Source organism: Mycoplasmopsis agalactiae, from assembly GCF_000089865.1.
GTDB lineage: Bacteria > Bacillota_I > Bacilli_A > Mycoplasmatales > Metamycoplasmataceae > Mycoplasmopsis > Mycoplasmopsis agalactiae_B.
Genome location: NC_013948.1, coordinates 304,515 through 320,614 on the forward strand (window position 1 = coordinate 304,515; position 16,100 = coordinate 320,614).

A 16,100-nucleotide genomic window follows, 5' to 3' on the forward strand; every position below is an offset into this window, starting at 1 on the left:
CATACAAATGTGTTAGTATTGTTTTTTGCACTATAAAATAGTGTTTTTGGGAAATTTACAGAATAAATTGGAATTTCAAAAGATTTTGCACAAAATGTTTGAAATGAGATTTAACACTGCAATGCTATCTGCTTAAGAAAATTGCAAATAAAACATTGAATAAATTAACAAATCATTGTTAAGTATATTTCTAAAATACAAAATATACACAACAAAAATAGCATTTTAGATATACATTAAATAATCAAGTAACTGAAAAATTTATCTATTTAAAAACATCAATTTTATTAGTAAAATTAATGTATGTCATCATCAATTCTTCCGAGTCCTTTTGTAAAATGAGCAGGCGGAAAACGCCAATTATTGGGTGAAATTTTAAGCAAAATTCCATCTAAATTTAATAATTATTATGAGCCTTTTGTTGGCGCTGGTGCTCTATTATTTTCACTCAAACTTAACCAAGTTAGTTATATAAATGACATTAACAAAAGTTTAATTCATACATATAAAATAGTTAAAGATAATCCAAATGAATTAATTGATGTGCTGAGTGAATTAGATAATAAATTCACTTCTAAAAGTGATTATTATAAAAGTCGAAATCTTTTTAATCAAAAGATTCAAAATAGTGAATATGATGTTTTACATGCTGCACTATTTATTTACCTAAATAAGCGCTGTTTCAATGGTCTATATCGAGTGAATTCAAAAGGATTGTTTAATGTACCTTTTAATAATAAAGAAAATATAAAATCATTTGATAGAGATAATATTTTAAAAGCATGTGAATGACTACAAAACAAAGTTATAACAAATACGGACTTCGAAATAACAGTTCAAACTGCATCAAAAGGTGATTTTGTATTTTTTGACAGTCCATATGCACCACTTAATAACAGTACTTTTACTTCATATACAAAAGATGGCTTTACTTTAGATGATCACAAAAGATTGGCTAAAGTATTTAAAGAATTAGATAAAAAAGGTTGTTATCTAATGCTTACAAATCATAACACTGAATTAATTAGGGATTTATACAGAGACTACAATATTACTGTTATAAAAACAAAAAGACTAATTAATTCTGATGCAAGCAAAAGAGTAGGGGAAGAAGTTATAATTACAAATTATAATAAAGGAAGTTAATGAGTAATAAAATTGATTATTTTGTTGAAACATTATTACCAACAAACAAAAACTATGCTTATTTTGTAAATTGGCAAAATGTTAAATTGCCAGAACAATTAGAAGTAGAATTTAATGCTTTAAATTCATTAATATCTAAGACCAATAATTTTGACGACAGTTTTATTGCCTTACTATCAAAGCTCCCATCTGTTGTGCAGACTTTCCCATTTTTATTAGCATTATCAAAGCAGGATAGAGAACATTTAGTAAACAGACACACAAAGTTAGAAATATTTGACAACGAGAATCAAGTTGTAAATGACATAGAATTTTTTGTAGCTCAGGATAAATTGTCCTTTGATGAAATAGAAAAATATCTTAACTTTTTTAAAAAAACAGGACTAAAAAATTTGTTTACTGACATTTTAAAAAGAAATGTAATAGACTATTTAACAGGTACATTGGTCGGTTTAGATACACATGGTCGAAAAAATAGAAGTGGTCAAAATTTTCAGGTACTGTGTGAAAATTTAATAATATCAATAGCATTAAAATACAATTTAACTTTTTATAAGCAAGTTAGGTTTAAAGACATAGAAAACGACAACTTAAAGTTCACTGATGGATTGCATAATAAAATAGCCGACATTGTATTAGTTAAAAATGGGAAAGCATTAAATATTGAATTAAATTATTTTGAAACAGGAGGCTCAAAGCCAAATGAAATAATAGAGAGCTATATAAACAGAAAAAATGAACTACGCAAAACCGGTAACTATTTCATTTTAATTTCTGATGGATTAGTATGAAAACAAAATTCACATAATCAACTAATCAAAGCATTTGACAACATTGAAATAGTAAATTATCACGTTGCTAAATCAAGTGAATTTGAAGAAAGAATTAAGCAAATTTTTGATGTAAGCGAATCTGTTACTAAGGAATAAAAATACTGTCCAAGTTTTTAGTCAAAATTGGCTTATTTTTTTCATTTTGCTTTATAATTAAAAAGAATTTTTAATTAAATTTGATATCAAATTATTACACTATTATGGATTCGCTTGGGTGTGCCTTGAGAAAGGGTGCTAGGCGTTAGAAGTAATGGGAAGATATAACAAACTAAAGGAATTTTATTTTATGGAAAACGAAAACTTAAAAGTTGAACAAGCTACAACAGCTGAAAATAATATGGCTGAAAAAGCTGATGATTCAAAAGCTTCAAAAGAAGTTAAACCTACTATTGTTTCTAGAGAAAAATTATTAGAAGCTGGTACATATTTTGGTCACAAAAAGAGTATGTGAAATCCTAAAATGAAGGAATTTCTATACCCTCAATCAAAACGTGGAATGCACATGATTAATACAAACGTTACACTACAACGTTTAGAATTTGCTTACAACATTTTAAATAAATTTGTTGCAAAAAACCCTAGAACAACATTCATTTTTGTTGGTACTAAAAAACAAGCTAAAGACACAATTAAAGATAATGCTTTAAGAACTGGCAGTTTCTATGTATCAGAAAGATGACTAGGTGGTACATTAACAAACGCTTCTACAATTTTCAAAAGAGTTAAAGTAATGGAAGAATTAGAAGCACAAGCTGCTAAAAAATTCCAAGGCTACACCAAAAAAGAAGGATTAATCAAACAAAAAGAATTGGATAAATTGCACAAAAATCTTGATGGTATAAGAAAAATGCAAAGCCTTCCTTCATTTATGATTGTAGCCGATCCTAATGTTGATGCTATAGCAGTTAAAGAAGCTAGAAGCAAAGGTGTTAAAGTTATTGGTATTTTAGACTCAAACTCAAACCCTGATGCTGTTGACTTTGGTATTCCTGCAAATGATGATTCAGCTAAAAGTATTACTTTAATTATGACAATCCTAGCTGATGCTATTGCTACAGCTCGTGGCGGAAAAGCTAAATTTGCTTACCAAGGTGATGACAAAGTTATATTGCCTGAGTTCAAAACTGACAAAACTTTAAATCCAAGATTTATGAACCAAAGAAGAAGTTTTGAACAAAATAGTGCTGAAGGTGTTAAAACTGTAGAAAAAACTACAACAAGCACTGAAGCTGCTGAATAATTCAAATAAAATAATATTGTAGTATTTTTATAACAACTAAAGAGGTAGTATTATGGATAAAATGGCTCTAATTAAGGAACTTCGTGAAAGAACAGCAGCCGGAATGTCTGACTGTAAAAAAGCACTAGAAGCTTCAAATTGAGACGTTGAAGAAGCTATTTCATTTTTAAAGAAAAATGGAAAAATTAAAGCAGCTTCAAAAGCAAATAGAGTTTCAGCAGATGGACTTTTAGTTGAAGCAGGCAATAATGAAAGAGCAGTTTTAGTTGAATTAAACTGTGAAACAGACTTTGTGGCACATGGTGAAGAGTTTGTGGCATTAGCAAACACTGTTGCACAAACAATCGTTGCAAATTTTGAATTAGTTAAAGAAAATGGTGCTGAAGCAGCCTTAGCACTTAAAGTAGCTAATTCTGAAGAAACATTAGCTGATGCAATTTCATCATACAGTGCTAAGTGTGGTGAAAAAATCGAATTAAGACGTTTTGTTTTAATTGATGCAGGTACAAACCAATCAGTTTCAACCTTTGTTCACATTAACGGCAAAATTGGTGCAATTATGCTTACAGAAGGTTCAGATGCTGAAGCTGCTAGAAATGTAGCTATGCACCTAAGTGCAATGAATCCTGAATATATTTTTGCTGAAGATATTCCAGGCAGCGTATTAGAAAAATTTGCTTCAGAATTTAAAGAACCAGCAGGCTTTAGTGACAAACCTGAAAAAATCCAAGAAACAATTAGAAAAGGCTTTGTGGACAAAAAGATTTCTGAAGTTACACTTCTTTCACAAAAGCTTATTATGGATGAGTCTAAAACAGTTCAACAATACCTAAAAGAACACAAATTAAGATTAATTAAAGCAATAAGATTTGGTCTTGGTGAAGGTATTGAAAAAAAAGAAACAGACTTTGCTGCTGAAGTCGCTGAACAAATGAGCAAGTCAATGTAATTAACAAAATAAAAAAATAGCCAAGGTTTCTTTCCTGGCTATTTTTTTGCTATTAGCTCAGCTAAAGCATTATCATTGTAAAAGTCTTCGTAATTTAGTTGGTTTTCTGCAGGCACTTCAAAACCGTTTTCGACTGAAACATAGTGCTTTTCGTCTGATTTTGTAACAATTTTAGTGTTTGAACTTACAACAATCATTGTCCCATCCGAAAGCACAATTGGAATAATAGCACAAGCACCACCACCTGTTTTTTGTCCAATAATTTGCACTTTTGAACTAGATGGACTTAATTTATCAGCTGCTGTATAAGCTACTAAAGCATTAGCAGCACTAAAACTTAGATTGCTAGTTAATAAGAATCATTTATAGTCTTTATTTAAATACTTTTGTGGTATTTCAGCTCTATAAACTGATTCTTCTAGTGTTTTAGTGAGTGTATTATAAGCATATGAATAAGCTTTCCTGTCTTGCTTTCCTTTAATTAGGCCAATTAGTCTGTATAGTGCGGCAATATTGCCCCCACCATTTTGTGAAATGTCTAAAATAATATTACTTATTTCAGAGTGAGTTGCTAACTCCCTTCTTTCAATCACATCAAGTGCGTATTTAATTAATTCAAATGAATCAGCCATATAATGCTTTTCAGGATCGCCTGTAAGCTCTTCTTCTGAAACAGTATTAAAGCTGTCCAAAGTAATAACAGCACTTTTGTTATCTGGCAAGAATCTTACAACAGGAGTGTTGCTTTCAATTATTGCAGGTCTTCCGTTGTGTTCGCCGACTTTTAATAAACGTCTTGAACCAATAGAGTCATGAAATTCTGCATTATCTCTAAGCGTACCTAATTTAAGTTTTAGCTCATTCGCATTTAGTCATCTTGATTTAAAATCTGGATTAACTTTTTCTTTATATTCAAGTAGTGACTTATCTACTAGACTTTTAATAAATTCGCCATCTGAATATTCTAATGGTGTATAGTAATTAAATTGTCTTACTGAGGTGTGTAATTCATTAATTTGGCCGTGTAAGGCTTTAAAATAGCCTTTGTTGTAAATTAAAGGGTTTTTGTTAAGTATGTCTTTTTTAATACTTGGATCTAATCAACTTTCAAAGCCAACTTTGTCAAACTTTTTCTCTTCAGCAAGTCCATAAAAATTATCAAAAACGAATCTTAATGACTGTAAGGCATCTTGTCTTTGTGCGGCTGTTTCGGGAGTAAATTTAAATTTGTTAGTTATTTCGCTTAATGCTCCTGGTGTTGTTCTAATAGTTGTGTCTATATCAACACCATAATATTCTGAGCCGTTAAAACGCAAATTATAGTAGTTTTGGCTTAAAAATAGTAAGTTGAAAACAAATAAAGGAATTATAGGCTCTTTGTTTATTGCATGGACTTTTCAATTATATTTTTTTAAGTCAAACTTAATGCTATGTGGCTTACCATCAATATAGCTGCTTTTAAATTGCAATGGTGTTAAACTATGCATAATGCCTAAGGTTTTTTTGCCGCTTAAAATACCAAAAACTCTAGGGTCACTCATTTCAATTGTGTCATTTTCTCAGTCAAATTTTAATGTAGCACCATTAGCCCTATAAATTTGATAATTTTGTCTATGCAAGAAATTATAAGGGGTTCCCATTTGGATTAAATTAGTATTTACCACACCATTTAAAGCCGAAAGAGCCTGTTTTACAGATACATAAGGAATTCTGTCATTATTAAAATAGTAAGTGTCTATGCCTTCTTTACCAATATGTTCATAGTACTGAACGGCATTAACAAAAGCATGTCTATTGACAGTATAGTTACCTTCAGTATTAACTATTTGATTATTTACACACTGAGCCGCAATAAAAGGAGCAGTGATTAATGGAAGGCCTAATGGCATAAATTTATTAAATGTTTTTTTCACAATTGCTCCTTTATTTAATTAGTATCGTTCTTTTATTCTTTCATAGTTTTTCTTGTTTTTTACATAATATCAGTGAATTATTTCATCTTCTGAATAATTTAATAACTTAGCAACGCCAAGGGCAATTGCTAGCATTTGCGCTATAACATATTTATTTAAATTATTAATTGCGCTACTGATTGTACTAAATAATAAACAAATTTGTCTGTTTACATTGTTAGATAATATTAGAGGTTCAATATCAGGCTCGACATTATATTTGTATGCAAAAGAGCCAATAAAATGAAGTATATCAGCAAATTCTTCTAAAGCTTTTTCACGGTTGATTGTTTTGTTTGCTTTTCAATATTTAAATGATTGAACTTCATTAGCAAATTCAGCAGTTTCTACTAAAGTTGCTAGCAATTTCATTTCATCAAATTCAGCTTGAGTTATATTACTACTTGAAGCATCAACATCATTACGATTGATAATTGCTTTATCTAATTCTCTTTGCATTTCAAATATTTTTTTTAAATTCATGGCTAAAAGTATAAACAATTCTTATATATAGTTAAATAATAAAATTTTAAATTAAACATCTTAATTTATGAGTAAAAAACCTTACTTATTATGTAAATTTTATACTTTTTAGTGGGCATAAGGTAAATATATTTTTGTGTGTAAGCTAGTCTCTAAATTTAGAAAACTAGCATTAGTTAAAAGGTAAGCAAAATAAATTTTTAATCAGCTTACTAGAAACAAGTTTTCGTGTTCTGGTTCAAAAAAAGCACCCCTTAAATGCTGTTTTATAGGCTAATAAGCCAATAAACAAAAGAAGCACATCAAGGTAGTGATGATGCTTCTTTATAGTTGTCAATTACTATTATTAGTATTTGTAGTCAATTCCTAATGCTTTTAAAATAGGAACTAAAACGAAGTTAAATGGCTTGTTGAAGTGTGGCAAGAAGTAAACGTCAGTAAGAGCAATTTCAGGAAGTGTTAGTCCTTTTTGGATAGCTAGAGCTAACATGAAAATTGTTTCAGTGTGGATTGCATTTCCTCATGAGCCAATTTGAGCTCCGACTAATTTTAGTGTCTTTGTGTCATAAACGATCTTACATGCAACTTTTTCTGATGTACTCATAAATTCTGGACGGTCAAAGTCTTCGAAGTATACACTAGCTACATCTGTAAGTCCGTTTCTTCTAGCAGCTTCTTCGGTGAAACCTGTACTTGTGTAGTGGCAGCCAAAAACATTAATAGCATTTGTTCCAGCAACACCTGGGAATGGTACATTTAATCCTGCAATGTGTAATGCAGCTACAACACCAGTTTTAACAGCGTTTGTTGCTAAAGCAACGTGAGCGTGGTTGCCTGTTACACTGTGTTTAATAGCTGATGAATCACCAATTGCATAGATGTTTTCATCGCCTAGGATTTGTTGGAAGTCATTTACTTTAATAGCACCATTAGGTAATTTTTCAGCGTCAACCATTTCTGTTCTTGGTCTAAAGCCAACACTCATTATTACTAAATCAGCAGCATGTTCGCCTTTGTCAGTAACAACAGATGAAACATCTTTACCGTTAGTTGACTTAAATTCTTTAACCATTTCGCCAAGTGCTAACTTAACACCTTCATTTTTAATATTAGCTTCCATAATATTTGTAAATTCAGGGTCAAAGTAGTTTCCAATAACTCTAGGGTTGTTGTCGATTAAAGTAACATTTTTGCCTTTTTGTCAAAATGCTTCTGTAAGTTCAATTCCAATATATCCAGCACCAACAACAACAACATTTTTAATTTTGTCATCGTTTGCTAATTCAACTAAGTGTTGAGCGTGTTGGAATAATTTTGAAAGAACAATATTATTGTATTCAATACCTGGAATCTTAGGTTCAATTGGTCATGTACCACCAGCAAATACTAATTTGTCATATGTATCTGTAAATTCTTCACCAGTTTTTAGATTCTTAACAACTACTTCTTTCTTGTCTTTGTTAATTTTAATTACTTCATGTTCAGTTTTTAAGTCAACACCATATTTGTCTCTTAAAATTTCAGGAGATGAGTAAAATAGACCATCTGGTTGACTAAATTCACCACCTACTCAAACTGCTATACCACAACCTAAAAATGACACGTTTGTGTTTCTGTCATAAGCTGTAATTTGCGCGTCTTTATTTACGGTTTTAACTGTCCTGATAAATGAAGTTCCTGCGTGGTTTGCTCCCACTAAAATAATCTTCATATAAGTCCTCCAATTTAATATAGTAAAAAAATTTTAAACTTTATTTAATACTTAAAATTAAATATGAAAAAATAATATGTAAATATGCAAAAAATATAAAAAAGAGCCTATAAATTTCTATAAGGCTCGTTTTTTATTTCTGCTAGTTTAATTGTAATATTACTAAAATTATTGCTTAATTGATTATAAATATCATAAATAAACACTTGCTCATCTAAATGGCTTATTTCTAGTATTGGAATTTTAAGTTCTTTGTATGTTAGTCAGTCACTTCATTTAATATCACTAGTGATAATTAAATCATATGTATCATCAACTTTGTTTATTTCACTTATTGAACCAGAACCTGAAAAAACTGCAATATTTTTGATAATTTTGTTTTTTGATTCATCAAAATTAATATTAGTGCGCATTTGGTATAGATTCAATTTTTGGTTAATAAGCAAAACTAATTCTTTTAATTTAAAATTGACATTTTTAATTGCTATAGGATAGTTTGAATTTTCAAAATGGGCTATATTTTGCTCTAATTCAAGCATTTTTGCGATTTGAAAACTAGTACCAAATTTATGATTGTCATAATTAGTGTGCAAGCATAAAACATTAATACGCTTTTGTTTAAGAGTTTTTAAAATTTGACTTTTATAAGGAGCATTTACAAACTCTTCTTCTCAGGTTTTATAAAACTTAAATGGATGATGGGTAATAATTAAATTTGCATTTGAGCACAGTGCTTTTTCTAATACCTCTGAAGTTAAATCAAGAGCAACTACTATGCCATTTAGCTTTTCACTAAGGTTAAATTTTAATGATCAGCCAGCAGGATCTCATTCTTCCTTATTTTCCAAAGGATACTGTTTTATAAGGTAATTCGTAATTTTTCTTATTTGCATTTACTCTATTCCATAAACACTTTTAAGTATCTGCTTCTTTCAGGACTGCTCTTAAGTTTTCTTAAAATTTTGTTTTCAATTTGTCTAATTCTTTCTTTAGAAACATTTCTTTCTAAAGCTAATTCTTCTAATGAAAACACTTTATATTTTTCGCCATTATTATCAAAACCGACACCATATCTTTTGCAAATTAATTCATATTCATCTGCATCAAGGGTGTCTTTTAGTATTGCATTTAAGGTTTCGACCAACTCTTCATGTGAAGCATAGTCAACAGGGTTTACAACACTTTCATCTTTAACAAAGTCACTAAACGATGAATCATTTTCTTTTCCTATTTGCTTATCTAAAGAAATAGGGCCGATGTTAATTTTTCTAATGTGTCTAACTTTTTCAGCAGTAAAGTCATTGCCGTATCTTTGTGCAATTTCTTCATCAGTTGGATCAACACCATTTTCTTGTTGCAACTCACGTTCAATTTTTGTTATTTTGTTAATTGTTTCCACCATGTGAACAGGTACACGAACAGTTCTAGATTGATCAGCTACTGCTCTAGTAATTGCTTGACGAATTCATCAAGTTGCATAGGTTGAAAACTTAAAACCTTTATTTACATTGTACTTTTGTACAGCCTTAATAATTCCTGAATTTCCTTCAGAAATTAAGTCAATAAAGCTTAAGCCCCTGTTTTTGTACTTTTTAGCATTATTAATAACTAAACGTAAGTTTCTTTTAATTAGCTTATCTCTAGCTCTTTTACCTCTAAAGCCACCTTTATCCATCTCAGTAGCTAGCTCAAATTCTTCTTCAGGTTGTAATAATTTTCCATACTTACCAATTCAACGCATGTATCACTTAACAATGTCGTTTGTTTCAGTAAGCTTATTTTTAAGATCTTCTTTCTTAACTGATAAATTAGCGCTAAGATCAATTTCTTCAGCTGAAAAATCTTCAAGTTCCAAAGTATCTAAACTAAGTTTATCTTTAGGCTTTCTTCCTCTTTTACTTTTAGTAGCGCTTTGATCTTTATCATCTGTTTTATAGACTATTTCGTCTTCTTCGTCATCTTCATCATAGCTTGAATCATGATAATCATCATCCATAACCATAAAGTCTTCAGACTCATCTTCATATGAATCATATGAATTATCACTATAGTTGCCAATTAATTTTGAATATTCTGAATCATCTTCTAAATCTTCAGTATCATTTGACTTAACTTGTATTTTGCTATCTAAGCCATCATCATAGCCTTTTGACGAATCAAGCTTATTTATAGATTTTTCAGCATCAACTTCATCCATAATGTCATCACTATTAACAAATGAAGCATCGCCCTCATCAAAATCATCTGCAAGAATATTTTCCTCTAGAAGAAGTTCTAACATAATATCCATATCATCATCTGGAACTTCTACTTTAATTGAATCTAAGTACTCATAAACTTCTTCTTGAGTCAAAGTACTTTTGCCTAAATTTTTAAGGTGTGACTTGATTAATTTAACTGTCGCCTTTAGTTCACTTTTTTTACTCATTCTGCTCCTCATCATCCATTTTTAATTTATTTTGCCTTTGCTTCTCTAAAATTTCCTTAACTATTTTGTCGTTTGTAAATATTCCTGATCCATTAGCCCCTAGATCATTGACAATATAGTAGTTGTATCTTTTTAGATCATCATCTCTAGCTCTTTTATAAATTTCTGCAAAATCATTTTCTAATTGCACTATGTCCTTATTATCAAAATTTAATTTTCTTATAAATAAGTCTTTGCCTTCTTCAGTAAATTTTTTAATTATGCTTTTTGATTCGCTTTCATCAATTTTTATGCGACTAATTAACTTTTTGTAAATAACTTTAAGGTCTTTGTTAAATTCTAAAGCACTTGAATTAAGTTCAATTGATTCAAATGGCTCCTTAGAATAATTTTTGTAAAAAAACTCTTGTAAGTTAGGATAGTGCAGTAAAATTAGCAACATTTTTTCTATCCAATTTTGCTTATATTCCTGTTTTATAGGCTTATAGAGTTTAGGACTGCTAAAATTTGGCTGCTCATTAAAACTTTGGCTATCTACAATATCATCGTAGTAAAATGAATCGTTATAGTCATAAGGTTCATCATAATTATTTAAATTTACATTATTGAAAGTACTAAAATCATTATTAAAATTTTTGCCTTTGTCGATTATAAAGTTAATATCTCTATTGTATTCTTTTTTTAATTTTTCATTAAAAACAGATGCAGCATTTTGCGACAAGTATGCTCAAAAAGGATAAAATTCAGTACCGAACTTTTGAAACTGCATTTCATTGACATTAATTATGTTAAATCCATCATAAAGACCAAATTTTAGGCGTAAGTAGTCATAAACAAAATATATGTATAAGCTAGCATCATTAATTAAATTTTTAACAGCATGAGCACCATAAGTGTTTAGCAACTCATCAGGGTCAAGCTTATTATTGCTTTTTACTACATAAATGTTAGTGTAATTATTTTGCAACAGTGTCTTAATAGTTTTAAAAGTTGACTCTTGACCAGCATTATCGCCATCTAAAAATAAAATTATTTTTTTAAACTTTTGCAGCTTATAAACATGCTCTTTGGTTAAGGCTGTTCCCATTAGACAAATTGCTTCATTAATGTTGCATTTATTTAATGCTATAACATCAAAAAAGCCTTCTGTAATGACAATTTGGTTAAAATTGCTTTCTTGATAAACATTGTTTAAGTTATACAAAATGCTTGATTTTTTAAAATAATTATTGTCTGAACTATTTATATATTTCGGCTTAGAATCATCTAAAGCTCTTGCACTGAAACCTACTATTTGATTTTGCTCATTTCTAATACCAAAAGTAATTCTATTTTTAAAAAATTCTTCCTTATTATTAAGTGAAATTAATGAAGCATTCGATAAAATGCTTAGTTCATGTTCAATTTCAGAAGCAAAAACTTCTTTAAAGCGCATCACAGGTGCATAGCCAATGTCATATTTGTTGCAGTCATTGTAACTTAGGTTACGCTTTTTCAAAAATGCCTGAATTACAGGGTTGTTTGACTTAATAAGTTCTGATTTATAAAACGAATTAGCTTTATCTAATGCTTCATAAACTTTAATATCAGTTTGACTTAATTTATCCTGATTATCACTTTCATAAGTATTTTCTGAATAATCAAAGTCAATGCCTGCTTTATTAGCTAAGTATTTTAATGATTCAATGTAGCTTCATTTTTTAAAAAGTTTTAAAAAAGTAAGTGCATTGCCACCAGTGTTGCACACAAAACACTTAAATATCTGCCTACGTGTGTCAATGCTCATTGATGGATTTGTGTCATTATGAAAAGGACAAAGAGCAACATAAGATTGCCCTTTCTTTCTTAATTCAATAAAGTCTCTAAGAACATCAACAATGTCATTTGATGCGATAATATTGTTGGCAATTTCATTTGAAACTCTTGACATTGTTGCGTACTGTCCTTTCTTAATTATTTTACTTACAAAGCTTATTTAAAGGTCTTTTGGGCAAATTCATATAGGCTAGAAATACTAATTCTTTCTTGCGACATACTATCTCTATTTCTAATAGTTATGCATTCATCATTTAATGAATCGTAATCAATTGTGATGCAATAAGGTGTGCCAATTGAATCTTGGCGTCTGTATCTTTTACCAATTGAGCCGGCATCATCATAAGTGATTGGAATATTTAATTTAAGCAGCTGCTTATAAATTTCTTCAGCTTTTTCATTTAGTTTTTTAACTAAAGGTAAAATTGCAAATTTATATGGCGCAACTGCATTTGGCACTTTTAAAACGATTCTAGTATCGTTTTCTGAAACTAATTCTTCATCATATGAATCAATTAATAATGCAAGCATTAATCTGTCTAAACCCATCGATGGTTCAATTACATAAGGAATTAATTTGGAATTAGTTACTGGATCAAAGTACTCTAGGCTTTCTCCAGTAGCTTGCATATGGGCTTTTAGGTCAAAATCTGTCCTGTTAGCAACTCCTAATAATTCGCCTCAGCCAAAAGGGAATAAGTATTCAATATCACTAGTAGCACTAGAATAGTGACTTAATTCATCCTGCTCATGTGCTCTAATTCTGATATTTTCATCCTTAATTCCAACTAGGTTAGCAAAAGTCTTACATTTATTTAAGTATTTATTAAAAATTGATTCTGAATCTTTTGGATCATGAAAAACTTCAAGCTCCAATTGCTCAAATTCTCTAGTTCTGAAAATAAAATTGCCTGGAGTTACTTCGTTTCTAAAACTTTTGCCTACTTGTCCAATTCCAATTGGAAGCTTTGCTCTAGTGCTTCTTAAAACATTTTTAAAATTGACAAAAATACCTTGAGCAGTTTCTGGTCTTAGATAAATTAAGCTCTTTTCGCCCTCAATAATTCCTTGCTTGGTTTCAAACATTAAGTTAAACTTACGTATTTCGCTTCAATTACACTTTGAATTATCATACTCAGTTACGTTTTTAACTAAGTACTCATGCATTTGTTTAAAAGTCATTGCCTCGGGAATTAATGAAGAGTCAATTTCTTGAATAATTTTGTCAGCCCTATATCTTTTGCCATTAACTTTATTTTCAATTAAAGGGTCATTAAAATTAGAAACGTGGCCAGAAGTTACTCACACTTTAGGATTCATTAATATTTTTGAATCAATTAAAAAGTTATTATGCTCGCTATATATGAACTCTTTTTTTCATAAATCCTTGATATTTTCCTTTAAAAGCGAACCAAGTGGCCCATAGTCTCAGGTGTTAGCTAATCCACCATAAATTTCGCTTCCTTGAAACACAAAACCAGTAGCTTTTAAATGGTTTATAATGCTAGCCATATTTTTGTCTTTATTATTCATATTTGCCAAATTTCCTACATATAAATTTAAGTATTATTAATAATACTTATTTATTTTGAAAAAAGAATACAAAAAACAACAATTATTAAAATTATTGTTTATTTGTTTAATGTTTATAGGCTTTTGAAGATGTTTACATCAGTTGTTAGGTGTACTATACCTAAAATTGATACAGCTATTATAGCTATTATTAGTATGACTAATAATGTCACGGCAGCAATAAATAAAACATTCTTTTTAGCAACTATGCCTTTTTCTTTTTCTTTCGATTCGTCAACTATTAATATTTGTTCTTCAGCTGGAAGGGTGTAATCTTCTATATTAACACTTGGAGTAACACGATCTTCATAGAAGTATGGTTGATTTTCAACTACCATAGGTGTTTCTTCTATCATTGCGGGTTGCTCAACCATTTCAGCTTCTTTAGATTCTTCAGCAGGCATAGGCTCAGCCATCATTGCTACTGGCACAACTTCTTCTTTAGCTTCTGCTGGAGTTTCTTTAATTAAGTTATATTGAATAATTGTAGCTTCTTTAGATTCAGTAGCTTCAGCAGGCATAACTGCTGGCTCTGCCTTTTCTTCCATAACAGCAGTTTGCATTGACTCTTGCACAGCTTCAGGTTTAGCAAGTTCATAATAAATTAATGTTGGATTCTTAGCTTCTTTGCTTTCACTAACTTCTTCTTTAACAGCTTCTTCTTTGAATTCAACACTCTTAGTTTCAACAACATCATCTTTGTCATCTACTAATTCAATTTCACTAGTTTGCTCTAATCCTGGTTGGAAAGTAACAATCTTATTATTGTCGCCAGCATCAATTAAAGTAACTAAGTATTTTGAACGTTCAACTAAGTATGGAATTGAATAAGTATATTCACTTACAGGCACAAAACCTACGTGCATAAATTCAACTAAAACAAATGATAATTCTCAGCTTACTGAAATTAATTTACTTTCAGCACCTTTATAAAATGCTCTATTAGCATATGAATCATCTAATTCATCACTAGGTTCTAATTTTGAAAGTAGTTCAATAGAAATTGTTTTAAATTCATCATGCAATATAGTGATTAATCTTAATCCTTTATCGCTCATTCTAGCTTTTTTATAGGCAATTGAGCTATCAAAATCACTAAAGTTTTTCTTAATTCTATTAAAGTCTTCTCAGCTTATTTTTTTGCTATTTAAGCCTTCAATAACTTTTTTAATTTTTTCATTGTAAAGGGCTGTAGCACCAAAAATATCAGAACCTTTTAATTCTATAAATTGCACATATTGAACTTCTTGACGAGCTAATGTATTTTGTTTTAATAAGTTAATTTTGTTTGAAATCTCTTTAAGTTCTAATTCTTTTTTAGCTAATTCTTCTCTAGATTGTTTTAGCTCTTCAGACATATGTTCGTCAGTAGAGTTAATTTGCTCTTGCAATGATAAAATTTTGGTTTCGTATTGTACTTTGATGTGCTCAATGTCAACTAAATCTTTACGTTTTCTTTTTGAAATCTCTAAGTTTAATGGGAAATATGTAGCAGGATCTGAGATTAAAATAAAATCTACGCCTTCAGTCATCTTTTTGCCTTTTTTAATTTCGGCATCTCTATCACGTTTGTAATTGTATGGATTAATTCCTAATTCATGGCAAACACCATCATAAGTTGCTTCGCCATCAAAGTCTTTAGTCTTGATGTAGTAGTATCATTCACCATCTTCATAATCAATTGTTAATTGACCTGCGAAAATTCTTTGATTGTCTTGGAATCAAACTGCTGTTTCATAATCTAAGAGCATATACCAATTCAAAGCATCTTCACGTGTTTTAAACTTTGCTAGGCCTTTTTTTACTTTAGGGTGTTTCAATAATCAAGGGAATTTACTATCTTGTTTAAATTCATAAGTACAATTAAGTCTTTTCATAATGTTGTTGCTCCTCGATTTAATCTCAACTAAATAAAAAATTATATGTTTTCTCTAATTATAGCAAAATGCCGCATTTTTTAACATTTTAGTG

Annotated in this window: 12 protein-coding genes; 4 read left to right on the top strand and 8 right to left on the bottom strand. The window is 29.8% G+C overall.

Going from position 1 to position 16,100, the window contains the following annotated elements:
- Positions 1-303: 303 nt before the first annotated feature.
- The 4 genes from MAGA_RS01355 (at position 304) to tsf (ending at position 4,168) form a co-directional block, all read left to right on the top strand.
- Positions 304-1,146, top strand: a complete 843-nt coding sequence (locus MAGA_RS01355; RefSeq protein WP_013021902.1) for a DNA adenine methylase — start codon at positions 304-306, stop codon at positions 1,144-1,146.
- The gene (locus tag MAGA_RS01360) at positions 1,146-2,075 is read left to right on the top strand and encodes a DpnII family type II restriction endonuclease (protein ID WP_013021903.1); all 930 of its coding nucleotides are present in this window, start codon (positions 1,146-1,148) and stop codon (positions 2,073-2,075) included. Before MAGA_RS01355 ends, MAGA_RS01360 begins: the two co-directional genes overlap by 1 nt.
- A gap of 190 nt (positions 2,076-2,265) precedes the next feature.
- Positions 2,266-3,219 (top strand): 30S ribosomal protein S2, encoded by a 954-nt coding sequence (gene rpsB / locus MAGA_RS01365; protein ID WP_013021904.1) that lies wholly within the window; start codon positions 2,266-2,268, stop codon positions 3,217-3,219.
- Positions 3,220-3,271: 52 nt separating this feature from the next.
- Entirely contained in the window at positions 3,272-4,168 is an 897-nt protein-coding gene (gene tsf, locus MAGA_RS01370) for a translation elongation factor Ts (protein ID WP_013021905.1), read from the top strand.
- 38 nt (positions 4,169-4,206) lie between these two features.
- Here the strand turns inward: tsf and MAGA_RS01375 are convergent, their stop codons facing one another.
- From MAGA_RS01375 to MAGA_RS01410, 8 genes are all read right to left on the bottom strand, one after another.
- Positions 4,207-6,081: a S41 family peptidase gene (locus tag MAGA_RS01375; protein ID WP_013021906.1), complete on the bottom strand. Its 1,875-nt coding sequence runs from the start codon at positions 6,079-6,081 to the stop codon at positions 4,207-4,209.
- A gap of 18 nt (positions 6,082-6,099) precedes the next feature.
- Positions 6,100-6,603, bottom strand: a complete 504-nt coding sequence (locus MAGA_RS01380) for a dUTP diphosphatase (RefSeq protein WP_013021907.1) — start codon at positions 6,601-6,603, stop codon at positions 6,100-6,102.
- 346 nt (positions 6,604-6,949) lie between these two features.
- Positions 6,950-8,314, bottom strand: a complete 1,365-nt coding sequence (locus MAGA_RS01385) for an FAD-dependent oxidoreductase (RefSeq protein WP_013021908.1) — start codon at positions 8,312-8,314, stop codon at positions 6,950-6,952.
- Positions 8,315-8,421: 107 nt separating this feature from the next.
- Positions 8,422-9,207, bottom strand: a complete 786-nt coding sequence (locus tag MAGA_RS01390; RefSeq protein ID WP_013021909.1) for a Nif3-like dinuclear metal center hexameric protein — start codon at positions 9,205-9,207, stop codon at positions 8,422-8,424.
- Between the two features lie 5 nt (positions 9,208-9,212).
- Complete coding sequence (locus tag MAGA_RS01395; protein WP_013021910.1) at positions 9,213-10,742, bottom strand: RNA polymerase sigma factor; 1,530 nt, start codon at positions 10,740-10,742, stop codon at positions 9,213-9,215.
- Positions 10,735-12,672, bottom strand: a complete 1,938-nt coding sequence (dnaG, locus tag MAGA_RS01400; protein WP_013021911.1) for a DNA primase — start codon at positions 12,670-12,672, stop codon at positions 10,735-10,737. Before dnaG ends, MAGA_RS01395 begins: the two co-directional genes overlap by 8 nt.
- A gap of 41 nt (positions 12,673-12,713) precedes the next feature.
- On the bottom strand, positions 12,714-14,090 hold the full coding sequence (locus MAGA_RS01405) for a glycine--tRNA ligase (RefSeq protein WP_013021912.1): 1,377 nt from the start codon (positions 14,088-14,090) through the stop codon (positions 12,714-12,716).
- Between the two features lie 113 nt (positions 14,091-14,203).
- Entirely contained in the window at positions 14,204-16,006 is a 1,803-nt protein-coding gene (locus MAGA_RS01410; RefSeq protein ID WP_013021913.1) for an MAG3090 family protein, read from the bottom strand.
- Positions 16,007-16,100 lie beyond the last annotated feature (94 nt).